At 39.8% G+C, this 15,983-nt stretch carries 13 protein-coding genes; all 13 read right to left on the bottom strand.

The features are described 5' to 3' along the window. Positions 1 to 29: 29 nt before the first annotated feature. On the bottom strand, positions 30 to 731 hold the full coding sequence (locus tag AFK25_RS07795) for an ABC transporter ATP-binding protein (RefSeq protein WP_035067273.1): 702 nt from the start codon (positions 729 to 731) through the stop codon (positions 30 to 32). After that, positions 724 to 1,533: an ABC transporter permease gene (locus AFK25_RS07800; RefSeq protein WP_009361320.1), complete on the bottom strand. Its 810-nt coding sequence runs from the start codon at positions 1,531 to 1,533 to the stop codon at positions 724 to 726. Before AFK25_RS07800 ends, AFK25_RS07795 begins: the two co-directional genes overlap by 8 nt. After that, a complete protein-coding gene (locus AFK25_RS07805; protein WP_009361321.1) occupies positions 1,530 to 1,979 on the bottom strand; it encodes a nitrous oxide reductase accessory protein NosL in 450 nt (149 codons plus the stop codon). Before AFK25_RS07805 ends, AFK25_RS07800 begins: the two co-directional genes overlap by 4 nt. Further along, positions 1,963 to 3,294 carry a right-handed parallel beta-helix repeat-containing protein gene (locus tag AFK25_RS07810; RefSeq protein WP_035067275.1) on the bottom strand — a complete coding sequence of 444 codons (1,332 nt, stop codon included), beginning with the start codon at positions 3,292 to 3,294 and terminating at the stop codon, positions 1,963 to 1,965. Before AFK25_RS07810 ends, AFK25_RS07805 begins: the two co-directional genes overlap by 17 nt. Before the next feature lie 98 nt (positions 3,295 to 3,392). Then, a complete protein-coding gene (locus AFK25_RS07815; protein ID WP_035067283.1) occupies positions 3,393 to 5,321 on the bottom strand; it encodes a putative bifunctional diguanylate cyclase/phosphodiesterase in 1,929 nt (642 codons plus the stop codon). A gap of 109 nt (positions 5,322 to 5,430) precedes the next feature. Continuing rightward, positions 5,431 to 7,491, bottom strand: a complete 2,061-nt coding sequence (locus tag AFK25_RS07820; RefSeq protein WP_035067285.1) for a heavy metal translocating P-type ATPase — start codon at positions 7,489 to 7,491, stop codon at positions 5,431 to 5,433. 11 nt (positions 7,492 to 7,502) lie between these two features. Next, complete coding sequence (locus AFK25_RS07825; RefSeq protein WP_009361325.1) at positions 7,503 to 7,808, bottom strand: ArsR/SmtB family transcription factor; 306 nt, start codon at positions 7,806 to 7,808, stop codon at positions 7,503 to 7,505. Between the two features lie 88 nt (positions 7,809 to 7,896). Continuing rightward, positions 7,897 to 8,616, bottom strand: a complete 720-nt coding sequence (locus tag AFK25_RS07830; protein ID WP_035067287.1) for an exonuclease domain-containing protein — start codon at positions 8,614 to 8,616, stop codon at positions 7,897 to 7,899. A 3-nt stretch (positions 8,617 to 8,619) separates the two neighbouring features. Then, positions 8,620 to 9,648: a DUF294 nucleotidyltransferase-like domain-containing protein gene (locus tag AFK25_RS07835; protein ID WP_035067289.1), complete on the bottom strand. Its 1,029-nt coding sequence runs from the start codon at positions 9,646 to 9,648 to the stop codon at positions 8,620 to 8,622. 13 nt (positions 9,649 to 9,661) lie between these two features. Further along, on the bottom strand, positions 9,662 to 10,975 hold the full coding sequence (locus AFK25_RS07840) for an ammonium transporter (RefSeq protein WP_035067291.1): 1,314 nt from the start codon (positions 10,973 to 10,975) through the stop codon (positions 9,662 to 9,664). 154 nt (positions 10,976 to 11,129) lie between these two features. Beyond that, on the bottom strand, positions 11,130 to 12,518 hold the full coding sequence (locus tag AFK25_RS07845) for a membrane protein (RefSeq protein WP_035067293.1): 1,389 nt from the start codon (positions 12,516 to 12,518) through the stop codon (positions 11,130 to 11,132). Between the two features lie 66 nt (positions 12,519 to 12,584). Further along, complete coding sequence (locus tag AFK25_RS07850) at positions 12,585 to 13,526, bottom strand: endonuclease I family protein (protein WP_240483457.1); 942 nt, start codon at positions 13,524 to 13,526, stop codon at positions 12,585 to 12,587. A gap of 198 nt (positions 13,527 to 13,724) precedes the next feature. Beyond that, positions 13,725 to 15,980 carry a thiamine pyrophosphate-dependent enzyme gene (locus AFK25_RS07855; protein ID WP_035067296.1) on the bottom strand — a complete coding sequence of 752 codons (2,256 nt, stop codon included), beginning with the start codon at positions 15,978 to 15,980 and terminating at the stop codon, positions 13,725 to 13,727. Between the last annotated feature and the right edge of the window lie 3 nt (positions 15,981 to 15,983).

Below are 15,983 nucleotides of genomic sequence, written 5' to 3' on the forward strand. Positions count from 1 at the left end.
AAAAAAGTAAGCTATGTTCGCTTACTTTTTCAGTATGCCATATGTTGTGAAAGTTGTGCAAAAAATATAGATTCTAGCGATTGCCCATCTTGACAAAGTGTAGAAACCGAATCATATACGAGCATTTGTCCTTGATGAATAAACGCAACAGTATCTGCGATTTCTTCCACGATCGACAACATATGTGTCGAAAAAATAACAGCTTTCCCCTTTTCTTTTTCCGTGCGAATAAGGCGTTTAAATTCCCATACCCAGTACGGATCTAAGCCATTCGTTGGCTCGTCTAAAATAAGCAATGGGGCGTCCGCTAAAAGCGCTTGCGCAAAGGCAAGGCGTTGTTGCATTCCTTTTGAATATGTCTTGACTTGCTTATGTTGATCATTCGTCAATCCAACAAGCTGTAAACATTGTTCGACACGCTCAGCTGTTGCTCCTTGCCATCGTCCAAACAAAGATAATACTTCGTAACCGGTTAAAAGCGGAGGAAATTGCAAATGATCAGGCATAAAAGAAAACCAATGTTTATCGTCTTTTTGAACTTGTTTTCCGTTTATACATATGTCTCCTTTTGTTGGAGTGAGCTGTCCAATTAACATTTTAATAATTGTACTTTTCCCTGCACCGTTACCACCGCATAACGCCAAACATTGTCCCGATTGAAGAGAAAATGAAATGTTTTCTACTTTGTTTTGCTCATTATATATTTTCGTTAATTGTCTCACCTCAAGCATGTCGTTTCCCTCGTTTCATCCATACGTTCGCTAAAAATAATGGCACAATGATCCATACGCACGCGATCGCCAAAAAGACTAGTTGTCCACTTGCACTTTCTGCCCATTTCGACCATTCATATAGCTGTGGGCCAAATAGAGCGCTACTTTTCATCGCCGTTATCGTCCAAACACGCACAAGCTCAACGGGATTAAACATAACGGATAACCCGAATAGGAAGATGGTAAACTGTTTTGGCACAAGCGATAATAATGCTAATGTGAGAAATTCATAAAATAAAACGAAAAATGCCCAAATAAACAAGCTGACACCGAGTGCTTGTAAACGATTAGAAGCAACAAGTCCAATGAATAAAGCGATGGCTAAAAAAATGCTCGTTAATACGATCGTCAATGCAAACGAAAGGAAAAAAAATGTCGACCACGTTCCTCCTGTTGTAAAAAGGACAACACTTGCACTTCCATATCCGAAAGCAATCACTGTCCATAGTGATATACAACTACCGACATATAATCCGAACGTTAACGAACGAGGGGAGATCGGATATGTTAATATAAGTGATAACCGACCGTCTTCTTTCTCCCCTGCAATAAACAAACTACCTGCTAATAAGGAGACAAGTGGAACAAGTAAAAGAGACAAGTTTAATAAAGCTGCCGTCGAACGTGTAAATACTCCTGCTGTCTCGTGCCCGCTACTCGCGATCACAGTTGATGATAAAACAGCAAATATAATGGCGAAGCTCATTAGCCATTTGCTACGAATCATCATCATCCATTGGTACTTCATCGCTGTATTCATTGTTCAAATCCCCACCGATGTTGTTTTAGTTGCTCATACGTCCATAACTGCCCTTCCCCTTCTTGTTCCATATACGCTTTCGCATGTTGCTCATTCGCAAATGAAACGACGCCATAGTTCATCGGCGTCCAATAATTTGGATGATAAGCATAGACCGCTTTCTCGAGCTCAATCCATTCACCGTTTGTTACATCACGAACATATAGCTTAGCTATGTCGTCGTTGTTTTGCTTATTCATCCATTCCATCATGCAGCCGATATCATCAAATTTTTGCACCGTTCCATCTTTTAAAATCGCTTCTGTCGCATATTGCTCTGCTGCGATACTCATATTGCAAACTACACATACATCAATATCTGGATTAATGTCTTCGGGTTCATACGTTTTCTCTCCACTACATGCGGCAAGAAAACATGCAAATAAAAGACTAGCAATTTTTTTCATGTTTCATTCCCCTTCCATATGCAAACATCAACAAACTGCTTACTAATAAGATGCTTCCAAACAACAATAGTCGCCATGATCGTTCGTTTGTTGTACTTTTCTTGTGACTGATTTCCGTAAGCGGAAAACGATCTTCTCCTTGTGCCTGTGCTTGTGTAAAAAATGACTCCGTCGTATTTAGAAGTGCTAGTGCAGGACTTTGAAAATAAAATTGCACACTCGGCCATTGTCGTAACAGTCGACTATACATGGAACGAATACGATGTGGGGCATCCCCAATTCCATCATCGTTCAAGTCGTAAAACCGATAACTATCCCAATAGTTCCCTTTTTTCCCATCATCAAATGAAATAGCAGTCCCTTGAATGAGCGCGTCTTCCATATTTCCTAAAAATTTATTTTCAACAACAATCGTGTCATGATTTTCATATAAACTATGCAGAGCACGATAATTTCCAATGAATTCATTTGCTTTTATGGCACAATGACGTGCATGTTGTAATGATAACGCTGTGCTATTATAAAGTAACCTATTTTGATGCATCAAAACATGTTCACTATCATAAATAAGCGCTCCGTATCCACGGTAATCTAATTGTTTGGCAATCGTATTTTGTTCGATCGTAAATCGTTTTGACATCATCATCATAATTCCATTAATGTTTTCCATCAGCACGTTCTCTTTTGTTATTCCATCCTCAGCATACATAAAATGAATGGCATAGCGTGCATTTGTTACTTTATTTTTCTCGATCGTCGTATGTTCAGCTCCATCCAAATACACACCATCTTGTACACGCGAAATATCATTTTGACTTACAACGACATGTTTTGTTTTCAATAAGTGAATGCCGTTGCCCCGTTGAGCAAAGTGAACATCCCTGCCACGAATAACATTATTGATGAGATGAATATTTGTTCCTTTTTCGACGTAAACACCGTAATGGACATCTTCGATATGTACGTTTTTTAACGTGACATGTGCGCTTTCTTTAATTTGTACACCTGCTCCTTTTCCGTACGCACTTCTATGAATCGTGAGCCCTTCTATATAAACATGAGGCGCACGAATCGTTATGACATATTCACTTCCATTCCCATCAACTACCGCTCCGGGCTCAGCAATCAAATGAATCGGCTTATGAATAATAATCGGACCTTCATATACTCCTCGTTTGACGACTAATACATCGCCGGCATGCGCTTCATCAATGGCCTGTTGCAACTGTTTATGTCCTTCCATCGTTTGTCCATATACAGTTTTTGTAAACAACAGCGTGACGATTGGTATAAGCCAAAAAAATAAACTACGCATATACATTCATTCCTTGTTCGTATCATTTATACATCTACACTAATGTAAATTTGTGAAGAAAAAAGAAAATATATGTGAACAAAACGTGAAAAGAGGCACTAATGAAGCGCCTCTTTCGATTGATTATGTTGTTCGAGCCATTGTAGTAACTTTTCTGCTTCTAACGATTGACTAAAGTAAAACCCTTGCGCAAAATCACAATCCATCTTTTGCAACAAAGATACTTGATCGTCACGTTCTACTCCTTCGGCAAGTACTTGTAAATCTAAACTTTTCGCTAAATGAATAATCGTATCAACAATCGTAGCATCTTTCGAATTATCGGTAATATCACGAATGAATGAGCGATCAATTTTCAACAATGAAACGGGTAAGTTACGAATGTAAGCAAGCGATGAAAAACCGGTACCGAAATCGTCAATCGCCACTTGAATTCCGATCTGTTTTAATTGTGTTAAAATATGTTTTCCAGTCTCGATATTTTCCATTAATCCACTTTCTGTAATTTCTAAAATTAAATAGTTTGGTGGAAATTGTGTATGTTGCAAAATATTTTTTACATGCGTCACAAATTCTTTTCGATTTAGTAAAAATGGTGATAAGTTCACCGCAAGCTTGAGCGTCGGAAAATGGGTTTGCCATTGTTTTACTTGTTGACACGCTTCTTTTAACACCCATGTTGTAATTTCAAAAATAAATCCATTTTTCTCTGCAATCGGAATAAACTCTAGTGGTGAAATCGCTCCAAGCGTTGGATGCGTCCAACGCATGAGCGCCTCAACTCCCATAATCGCTTCATTATCTAACGACACTTTCGGTTGATAGCATAAATAAAACTGATTGTTTAATAACGCAAGCGGCAACTCTTGTTCAATCATCGTCTTTCGGTTTTGTTGAGGGTGGTAAAAATGATAACCTTTCCCTCTCTCTTTTGCATAACAGAGCGCTTGATCTGCTTGTTTTAACAACGTATCTAAATCCATACCGTCTTGCGGAAAAAATGTTACTCCAACAGAAAGACTAGATTGAATGACATGCTCTTTATATCGGAATGGCTCTACAAACGATTGAAGCAAATGTTCCATCCGCGTAACAATCGTTTCTTTATTCACATCGTGTAGCACGATCACAAACTCATCGCCACCGATGCGAGAAAAAAAGTCTTCTTTTTGCAAATGTTGCTGAATGCGACGAACAGCTTCTTGCAAAAAGAAATCTCCTGCCTGATATGAAAAGCGATCATTGATCCATTTAATTTTATCAAAATCAATATAACATAATGCAAACGGTCGCTTTTGTTGAATCATATGTTGTACATACGATTCAAAATAAAAACGGTTTGGAATGTCGGTTAACGAATCGAAATGTTTTAATTTTGCGAGTGCTTCCTCGCAACATTTCCACTTTGTAATATCTTTTGCAACAACGATAACATGTTCAATTTCATTTTGTTCGTTTAACAACGGATGGGCATGCATATGAATCCATATAAAACGCCCTTCATTTGTCCGCCACCGACAATCAACCGTCGTTTCTTTTTCTTTTGTCGCATAAATGGTATGTAGCTTTTCCATCAAAAGCGGTATGTCTTCATGGTGAACAAAAGAAAATAATTCGTGGCTACAAACTTCTTCTGTGCATTTCAACACATATTGAGCGGTTGGCGAAACGTATGTAATCTCGCCTTCTGCTGATAAAATAAACGTAAATTCAGATGCAAGTGAAGCGATCGAAGAAGTAAGACGCATATCGATAAACGGTTCGTATTGATATGTCGCAACAACCGCTTGTAAATTCCCTTCCTTGTTATATAACGCGGTTGCTTGTACATATACATCGTTTTGTCCATTTTTTTGTTTTACAATGGCATACGAAACGGTGCGCCCATTTTCAGCTTCTTGAATAAACTTTTCTAACAGCTCGCGATCAACCTCACGATGATAAAAATGTTGAAAAAAATGTTCATCTGCTCCTAAAATTTTTCCATTTGGGGCAATGACAGCGATTGCTTGCATCATTTTATTCATCCTCTTTGTTGTTAAAATTCTATCTTCATTTTCACTAAAAACGGTGAAAAAATCAACAACGTTTCTAATATTTCTGAATAATATCCTTTTTTTAGAAAAGCGCACAATGTTACCTTGTGCGCTTCTCCCATAAAATTAATAAGCTTAGTACGCTAACAAAAATCGTTGCACCCATATCGGATAAAATAGCGATCCATAACGTTAACCAACCTGGAATGGTTAATAGTAGCGCCATCGCTTTTAATGCGAGCGCTACCGCAATATTGAAACGAATCGTGCGATTCACTCGTCGAGCGATAGCGATCGCTTCTGGCAATTTCCCTAGATGATCTTGCATCAAAACAACATCCGCTGTTTCGATTGCGCTATCTGTCCCTTTCCCCATAGCAATTCCAACATGCGCATGAGCAAGCGCGGGTGCATCATTCATTCCATCCCCTACCATTGCTACGATATCGTCCTTCATTAACTGTTTTATTTTTTCTACTTTCTGTTCAGGAACAAGCTGAGCGAATACATCTGTCACTCCTACTTGCTTTGCTACTTGTTCCGCTGTTTTTTCGTGATCTCCTGTTAACATCACTGTACGACGAATACCGATACGATGCAGTTGCTTTATCACCGCTTGACTCTCTTCGCGCACTTCATCAGCAATGCCAAATAAGCCGAGTACATGTTGTTCATCCGCTACAAAAACGATCGTCCGGCCTTCACTTTTTAACTTCTCCGCATCTTTTTGAATTTTCTCGGACAGATCTTGTTGATCAAACATTCGTTCATTTCCAATACGATAGCGCTTCCCATCTATTTTCCCTTCTATTCCGCTTCCTGTTCTCGTCTCAATTTGTTCGGGTTGTTCATATGAAATATCATGCTGTTTTGCTTTTTGAACAATCGCTCGCGCAAGTGGATGGGAAGATACGCTTTCTAACGATGCGGCAATACGAAGCAGTTCATTTTCGTCAATATATGCAATGACATCCGTGACATGAGGCTTCCCTTTTGTGATTGTCCCTGTTTTATCAAAAGCAATCGTACGGACACGACCAAGCGTCTCTAAATGAACGCCTCCTTTCACTAACACTCCTTTTTTCGCATTACGCGTCATACCAGCTAACAAAGCTATAGGAGATGATAAAATAAGCGCACAAGGACAACCAACAATTAAAACTGCTAAACCTTGATATAATGCATCGTGCCAAGGTACTCCAAACGCTAAAGGTGGAATGGTCATCACGAATAACGAAATCACCATAATGAATGGAGTATAGTATTTCGCAAAGCGATGAATAAACAATTCAAGTGGTGTTTTTGTTTCTTGTGCTTCTTGCACAAGATGTAATATTTTAGATAAAGAACTGTCTTTATATTGTTTTGTAATTTGGACGTGTAACACTCCTTCGTTGTTCACACTTCCTCCATACACGCTCATTCCTGTTTCTTTTTCAATTGGCATCGATTCACCTGTAATCGCCGCTTCATTGACTGAACTTTTTCCTTGTATGACAACGCCGTCTGATGGAATTTTTTCACCGGGACGAACGAGCACCACATCTCCAACTTGTAACGAATCAACCGAAACGGCACGCGTTTGCCCGTTATATATGACAAGCGCTTCTTTTGGTACTTGTTTTAGCAACATATCAAGCGATCGCCGCGCCCGTTCCATGCCTATTCCTTCTAAATATTCGTTTATACCAAATAAAATGGCAACAACAGTCGCTTCTTTCCACTCTCCGATCCCAAACGCTCCGATCAGTGCAATCGTCATTAACGTATCCATATTGAAACGAAAACGAACGACATTTTTCAGCCCTTTGATAAACGTTTTATATCCGCTCAATGCTGTCGCAATGATATAAATGATGACGACTTCGTTACCGATAAATCGTTCGAATAAAAGTGCCATGACAAAAAGGAAAATAGATGTGCCAACGAGATAAAGAAGAGGATTTCGTTTTCTTTGTGACTGCTCATCGTCTGCCATATATGCCCCATCTGTCGCCAAAATCGCACGTACTTTTTCTAAATCTACGCGTTCATTCACACGCAATTTTCCGCTACTGTAGCTTAACGTCGCTCCTTCTCCATATGGAAGTGACTGAATTTGTTCTTCTAATGCTCGTGCACAATTTGCGCATGTCAACCCTTTCACTTGATACTCCTTCACTTTACTCACCCCTAATGGTCACGCGCATGGCGTATCGTTTGTTCAAGAATGTGCAACACATGTTCATCGTCATACGAATAATATAACGTCGTTCCTTCCCTGCGATATTTCACAAGGCGTAAATTTTTTAAAAAACGGAGCTGATGAGATACGGTCGATTGTAGAAGCGACAGTCGATTTGCGATCTCTGTTACTGAACATTCACCCGATGAAAGTAAATGTAAAATGCGAATACGTGTCGGATCACTTAACGCTTTAAACGTTTGTGATACGATGAAAAGCGTTTCCTCATCTAACGGCTCATATAATTCTTCCATATAGATCCCCTTTCTTTCAATATATGAATATATGTTCATATAAGTTAATGAGATTGTATAATTTTCCGAAAAAAAAGTCAACATTCATTTATGAACGTTGACTAAGTAACGCATATAAATCATGTAACGTAGCAATTTGCAATCGTTGCAAGTCTTCAAAAACCTTCTTCCAAATTTCAAATAAACTCATGACATCTCCTTTCGCTGTATGACGATCAACAGGGGATAAATGGTAAAACGATAATGCATCATCAAGTGTTGGAAATGAATGATGATATATACATTCCATTATTCTCCTCATTTCGATCGCGGTTTGTTGCAAAACTATACGATAGTTACGCGATAAAAATTCATTTAAAAATGCAACGTCGTGCTGAATATGATAACCGATTAAAATACTGCCCTTCAAAAAAGAAAGAATATGATGAATCTCCTCTTCAAGCGAAGGCGCACATGCCACATCGTCATTTGTTATGCCCGTCAGTGCGACAATGTGCTCTGGAATCGGACGCTTTGGACGAAAGTGAGAACAATACAAGTCAAACGCTTCACCTTTTTTTGTTTTTAAAGCCGCAAGTGAAAAAATTTCATCTCCTCTTTGAGGCGAAAAACCTGTCGTCTCTGTATCTAATAAAATAAACGTCACGTCAGAAAGTGGTGTGTCGAGCGAATACGTATGTTTCTTTGCTTCTTTCATCATTTTTCGAATCCAGGCCTCTTGTTGAAAAGCTGGACCGACCGCTGTGGCTTGATCATAACGAAGCCCAAGCGATAATACGCGGTTAATCCATTGAAACGGTCGCTCCATCAATTACACCCACTTTCTTGCATCACGTTGCATTTTTTTCGCTACTGTCATCGCGTTTTTTAATCGTCTTTTCTCTTCCTTCGATAAATGTCGTATGGCTAAATGACTTCCTTCTAACGAACATCGTAAGCGAAAATACAAAAACGTCTGAAGCGCTTTTTCAATACGTTCAAATTGTTGTTGCGAGCAGCCATGTTCATCATGCCAGCACATTAACCGCTCAAATGTTGAATAAGCATGAACAAATTGTTTTTGAACAGCAACCCATTTCAACACATGATTGAGCTGAACATATCCTCCTTGTTTTATATCAAGCATGCCGCTGTTCTCCCCCCAACGTTCGACGTACACCCGTCCAAAAGGTCCAATCGGCACAAAAGGAATACGAACGCTATCAATCATGCGGCTGCGCAAAGAAACAGTCGCCGCAATCTTTTTATATAATGTCGTTTTCAGCTGATTAGCAAGTGCATATTCTCCATAAATTGGACGCATATCAGCTAACATAGATAAATAGCGAATATCATCTATATGTTCGTTTGTTACATATTTTTCAATTTGTTCATGCCATTCTCCAACTTCTTTCAACCATCTTTCGTTTGTTGCCATCACATAACCAGGACAATACGGATAACCAATTTCGTTCAAAAAAAGAACGCCGATACGTGCATACTCACGCATATATATATAACAATCGTCTTTTTCGCTATGCAAACATGAAAAAATCACTCCGTTATCTTGATCAGTCCAAACGGTCGGTTCCTTTCTCCCACTGCTCCCCATCACAAACCAACAAAAAGAAGAAGGTTTTTTGCCGATTCCTCGCCGATCAACTTCTCGTTCAGCTAACAGCAACGCTTGTTTCATGAGCGCATCGTGGCACATACAAAGCGCATCGTATACATCAAATATGCTATAAAAAGAAAATGAAAGAGAAGAGAGGAGAAAAGCAACTTCATCATGAAGTTGCTTTAGTTGTGTCGTATCGCTACATTGTTCCGTCCGAGCGACAATGGTGTCCAAAGCATTCATACGATCACCATTTTCATAACGAACGAGATGAAACAGCGGTTGGTGGCTGTTGATAATTTGGGTCTAAATGCTCTGGATACCCATATGAACCATGCTCACTAATATCAAGGCCAGAAATTTCTTGATCAGGTGTCACACGTAAGCCAATCGTCTTTTTCAAAACATATAAGATCATAAATGAAACAATAGCCACATACACCGCTGCACCTAAAACACCAATCGTTTGAACAAGAAGCTGATCCACTCCTCCGCCATAAAATAACCCCGGTTTTCCAATCCCTGTTTTTTCCACAAGGCGCGGCGAAGCGAAAAAGCCAGTTGAAATCGTCCCAACAATGCCGGCTATGCCATGAACAGAAAATGCGTAAATCGGATCGTCAATACCTTTTCGTTCAAAATATACAGACGTCCAAAATGTAAATGATCCGGCAACAGCCCCAATGACCGCCGCCGCCCACGGCTCAACGAATGCACATGCTGCTGTAATCGCAACGAGTGCGGCTAATACACCGTTGACCATCGCAGGAATATCCGCTTTCCCAACAAGCCATTTTGCTGTCAAAATAGAAGCGATCGCTCCGGCTGCTGCTGCAATATTTGTTGTTAAAGCTACATAACCAAAAAATCCATCTGCTGTCCCCATTGTACTCCCTGCATTAAATCCAAACCAACCAACCCATAAGACGAAGCCACCGATAACGGTATATACTTGGTTATGCCCTGGAATGTAGTTCGGCGTCCCATCTTTGTTGAATTTTCCAATTCGTGGTCCTAGTAACAGCGTTGCGACTAATGCGGCAATGGCTCCTTGTAAATGAACAACTGTTGAACCCGCAAAGTCTTGCATTCCCATTTCTCCGAGCCAGCCACCTCCCCATACCCAATGACCGATCACAGGGTAAATAGCGACGGTAAAAATCGTCCCGAAAATAAAGTAAACAGATAATTTTGCTCGTTCAGCGAATCCTCCCCACGCAATCGCTAAAGATACACCAACAAAAGCAAGTTGGAATAAAAATTTTAATTCAAGCGGTACATTCGCCCATGAAAGTGAGGAGAACGTTTCTGTTCCTTCTTTTAAAAACCATCCTTCTGTGCCAATGAACCCATTTCCTTTTCCAAATGTAATGGCGAAACCTGCCGCCCAAAATGCAAGTGAGGCAATCGCAAAACTTAATATTTGTTTTCCGGCGACATGGCCAGCATTTTTCATTCGTGTCGAACCCGCTTCTAACAAAGCAAATCCGACTTGCATTCCAATGACTAAAATGGCACCTAACATGACCCAAAGTGAATCAAGCGCCAAACTCAACTGTACTTCATTCATTCTCATCTCTCCTTTATGTCATTTTTTATAACATTTATGGTTATAATATATTACACAAGGGGATAGAAATGCAACATTTTTTTGAAAATTTTTTATTTATACGTTACTTTTTATAACATAAAAAAGAGTGCCTCGTTGGAGACACTCTTTATAACTAAATAAGAAACATCGCAACCATTGTCGTTACAGTTAACCCGATAATAACTGGCACAACATTTCGTCTTGCTAATTCAAATGGGCTGACACCACAAATGGCAGCTGCTGGAATGAGCGCCCAAGGCACTAATGTTCCTCCCCCAACCCAAATTGCTGCGATTTGACCAAGTGCTGTCAATGTCGCAATCCCCGTTCCAATTGCTGCTGCAAACAATTTTGCAATGGAGCCGACAAGGGAAATACCTGAAAATCCCGAGCCATCCAAGCCGGTAATGGCTCCTACCCCAGCTAATGTCACAGCTCCAACTTCTTTACTTAATGGAACGATATTTGATAAAGCAACACCTAAGTCATTCACAATGCCATGCGACTGTTTTGGTAAAAAATCACCGATAATCGTTTGAAATCCTGAATCTCCTAAATAAAAGAATGCTGCGATTGGGATGACCGGACCGAACACTTTAAACCCAAATTGAAATCCTTGAATGAACAAGTCTGTAATTTGTTCTAAACTTTTCTTTTTATATGCGACGACTGATAAGAGAGATAAAATGAAAATGGCTGTTCCACCAATTAACGCAGTTGCATCTCCGCCTTGTAATTGAAAATAATACATCGCTACAACGTCTAGGCCAAATAAAATCGGAATAAGAAATGCAAACGTAACTTTCATTCGTTTTGTTAATAAATGAGACTGTACTTCATTTTCAGCGATAGCAACCGCTTCGCCTTGTTGAATGTTCCCTCTTTTCATATCGCGACGCAACAAGAAAAACGCGGTTGTCACTGTGACTATTCCCATCACAAAGACGAGCGGAATGCTTGCGGAAATGACTTCGGAAACAGGAATACCTGCCGCATCTGCTGTTAATTTCGGTGCCCCTTGAATAATAAAATCACCTGATAGCGCAATGCCATGTCCGAATAAATTCATCGCCATCGCTACCCCTAACGCAGGTAATCCTACACGAACAGCGACCGGTAACAACACCGCTCCAAGCAACGCTACAGCAGGTGATGGCCAGAAAAACCACGAGATAACCATCATTAATATCCCGATCGTCCAATAAGCTAACGTTGGGGTGCGAATCAATTTCGCAAACGGCGCAATCATCACTTCATTCATTCCTGTGATCGTCAGAAGCTTACTCATTGATACGATAATAGATATGACAAGAATGGTCGGAAGAAGTTCGGTGATTGCGTAAATGAAACTTTTAAAAATCGTGCTGATAGAAAGCGGCAAAGAGCCTGTCGCTGTCATCGCTAACAAAAAGATGCCAATCATACAAGCTAACGATGTATCTTTACGCCAAATCATTAACGCGATAATGATACAAATAAACGAGACGTAAATCCAATGTAACGCTGTTAACTCCACACCCATCGTTCTCTTCCCCTTTTCATAAACTGTAATACAGCATATGAAAAAGAGGGGGATGTGTGCGAACGCCTAACCACTTTTACGTCCAATCAAAAAATAAATCTGTTCAACAAGATGCGATTTATCTATGAACGGATTGCGGTTTCCTTGAATACGAAAAATAGCCGCGTTACGATGTTTTTCATACATTGTAACAGGAAACTGTTTATGCCATTGAATAAGCAGTGAAATATTGATTTGATCAATAAACGGTTGTTTGATTGCTCGCGGATAACGAACGAGGAAATACAGCATCGCTCGCGCCACCGCTCCTTTTCCGTGTTCAGGTTCAAAATATTCTCCGTATGCTACTCCACAGTCATTTTGAATCATTTCATCAGGAGACTCTGGTTCATAAAACGGGAAATCCGCATAAGGAAAATTTGAACGGATCGAATTACAACGTGGTTCACAAACGAATAAGTGATGCAAATCTCCTTTCATCGGCTCTTTCGCCCCAAACCAAGATTGTGGAACGACATGCTCTGCATTAAATTTGAATTGTCGATCGACCATTTTTATCTTTTGTTCAAGATCAAGTTCACCTTTTTTCGCTTTTTTCACAAGTTGAATGAATTGTTCATATCGCTTTTGAATCGTCTCATAGTCTTGTAAAATAACTGTGCGCGGATCTTTCTTTTTTCCTGAATAAATGCTTTTTACTGTTCCATCGGGCTGCAAATCCACCCATGTGTATAAATAGTAATCTTTGCTTAGAAAATAAGGGATGCGGCGTATATGTGTCCGCTTTATTAAATCGTGATATGCTTGAAATAAAAACGTTCCGTCCGTTTGATCATTCATATGTTCATAATATCGTTCAATAATGCGCGCCTCTTCTTTTTCGTTATAATATAAATCGTTTTGCTGATGAATTTTTTGTTGGTTTTCGATTAATTCTTGCAAAATCTCTTCTTGTTTTTCTTCCCAATGCTTCAACTGTTCCGCATGTTGAAGTACAACATCTTCCACCTTTCTTCTCCCCAATCATTTTTTTACTATAATGTATTCATATCCGGTTCATCATGACGCGGCCATGTCATCTTCTTTCGCTTCATACTATCCATTATAGTTAATATGTGAACAATAAAAAATAGAACTGAGCATATGGCATGCCCAGTTCCTTACACTTTTTCATCTCTCATGCTATGTTCCAACAAATTGAATTTTCTATAAATCCGGATGTTCGTGCATTGCTTTTAAACGTTTCCATCTTCGTTCTACTTCTTGTTCGAAAGCAATGAGCAATTCCCGATTTTCTTCTTTTAATAGATGTTTCGCCTTGCCCATATATTTTAACCATTCTTGCAACGGAATACGCTTATTTTTTTCTTCTGGATCGTACGTAATCGTTGTTTTTCCGCGTTCTACTTCATATAGCGGGAAAAAGCATGAATCTACCGCTGCTTTCATGATTTTTTCCCCATATCGTTCGTCAGATTTCCAGTTTAATGGACATGTAATCAATAGCTTACCGTATGCTGTTCCTTCATGTTGAGAATACCACTGGGCTTTTGCCGCTTTTTTAATTAAATCTTGCGGAAACGCTTCTGTTGCCGTAAACACGTATGGAATATTTGTAGCCGCCATAATTTGCGGCGTATCTTTATGGTGAAACGCTTTTCCTTTCTGTGTTTTTCCAACGCCTGTTGTACTTGTCATATGTCCAAGCGGTGTAGAATACGACATTTGCGATCCTGTATTCATATATCCTTCGTTATCGTATTCTAGCATAATGAGTTTATGGTTACGAAGTGCTGTGCCAATTGCTGATCCCATGCCAATATCCATGCCACCGTCACCTGTCACCATAACAAACGTGATATCATCAGAAATTTGAATATCTCCACGGCGTTTCATCTCAAAAAACGCTTCTACCGCCCCAGATAATGTGGCTGGACCATTTTGGAATAAATTATGAATCATCGTTTGCTTATGCGAACTGTACGGATAAGCTGTTGTGACCACGTAAGCACAACCGGTTTGAAATAAAACGACAACATCCCCTTCAATTCCTTTAAAAAACAACTCGAGACCTGGGAAAATCCCACATCCTGGACATGCACCGTGACCTGGAGCTAACCGTTTCGGTTTTGACGTTAACGCTCGAAGCGGAGGAATTTTTACTTTTAATCTTTTCGTCTCTTCATCTTCAGTCACTTGAATAAGTCCGCTTTTAAATGCATCGCCATACATTGGCTCGATGGCTTGTTCCCATTTATGTTTTGGATCCCCTGGTACATGTCCAAAATAGTCAAATGGCTTTTCAGCGAAACCTTTTTCTAAAGTTTGTAAAGCGATATCAAAAAATGCTTTCGCATCATCAGGGTAAAAATCTTTTCCACCAAGCCCAAAAATGCGCGTTAAAACAATCGTTTGATTGTGTGGATCTTCCTTTAATGCGGATTTAATTTCATGTGTCATATTTCCTCCGTGCGCCCCGTATGAGTCGGCACGTTCACCGACAAGAAGCACTTTTACATGTTTACATGCTTGTCGGATGGATTCACTAGGAAACGGACGAATCATATTCGGGCTCATGACACCTGCTTTTATCCCTTTTGCTCGCAACTGATCGACAACATCTTTTGCTGTTTCTGCTGCTGAATTAATTAAAAATAACGCCACTTCTGCATCTTCCATTTTATACAAATCAACAAAAGGATATTCTCGTCCTGACAATTGCGCATATTCTCGCGCTACCTGTTGAAATACATTAGCTGCCCGATATAACGCTTCTGACTGTTGATAATGGTTATTAATTAAATCATCGCCATTCATATGTGCACCAATTGTCACTGGTTTTGTTGGATCGGATGCGTTCGGAAAATGAGTTGGTCGCTCCCCGATAAACGTTTGAACAACTTGACGATCTTTAAAATATTGAACTTTTCGTTTTTGGTGCGATGTGAAAAATCCGTCGTATGCCACAATAACTGGCAACCGTACATCTTCATGTTCAGCTATTTTTAAAGCCATAATATTCATATCGTATACCGCTTGTGGTGTACGCGCCGTTAAAATCACCCATCCTGTATTTAAAGCAAAATATAAGTCCGAATGGTCCCCGCGAATATCTAATGGCCCACTAATCGAACGCGTGACTAAATTCATGACCATCGGAAAACGTGTCCCCGATTGAACAGGCAACTGTTCAAGCATATACATGAGTCCATTTGCACTCGTTGCATTAAATACACGAGCGCCCATAACGGCTGCACCATAACAAATTCCTGCTGATCCGTGCTCCCCATCTGCAGGAATAAGTACAATTTGATGTTCACCGCGTGCTTTCATTTGATCTAATAGTTGAGCAATTTCTGTTGATGGGGTGATCGGAAAGTATCCCATAAGATGATAATTAATTTGTGCTGCTGCGAGAGCCGCCATCTCATTCCCAGACTCAAATGCGACTACTTGTTCCATATG

It is taken from the genome of Anoxybacillus gonensis, from assembly GCF_001187595.1.
Classification (GTDB): domain Bacteria; phylum Bacillota; class Bacilli; order Bacillales; family Anoxybacillaceae; genus Anoxybacillus; species Anoxybacillus gonensis.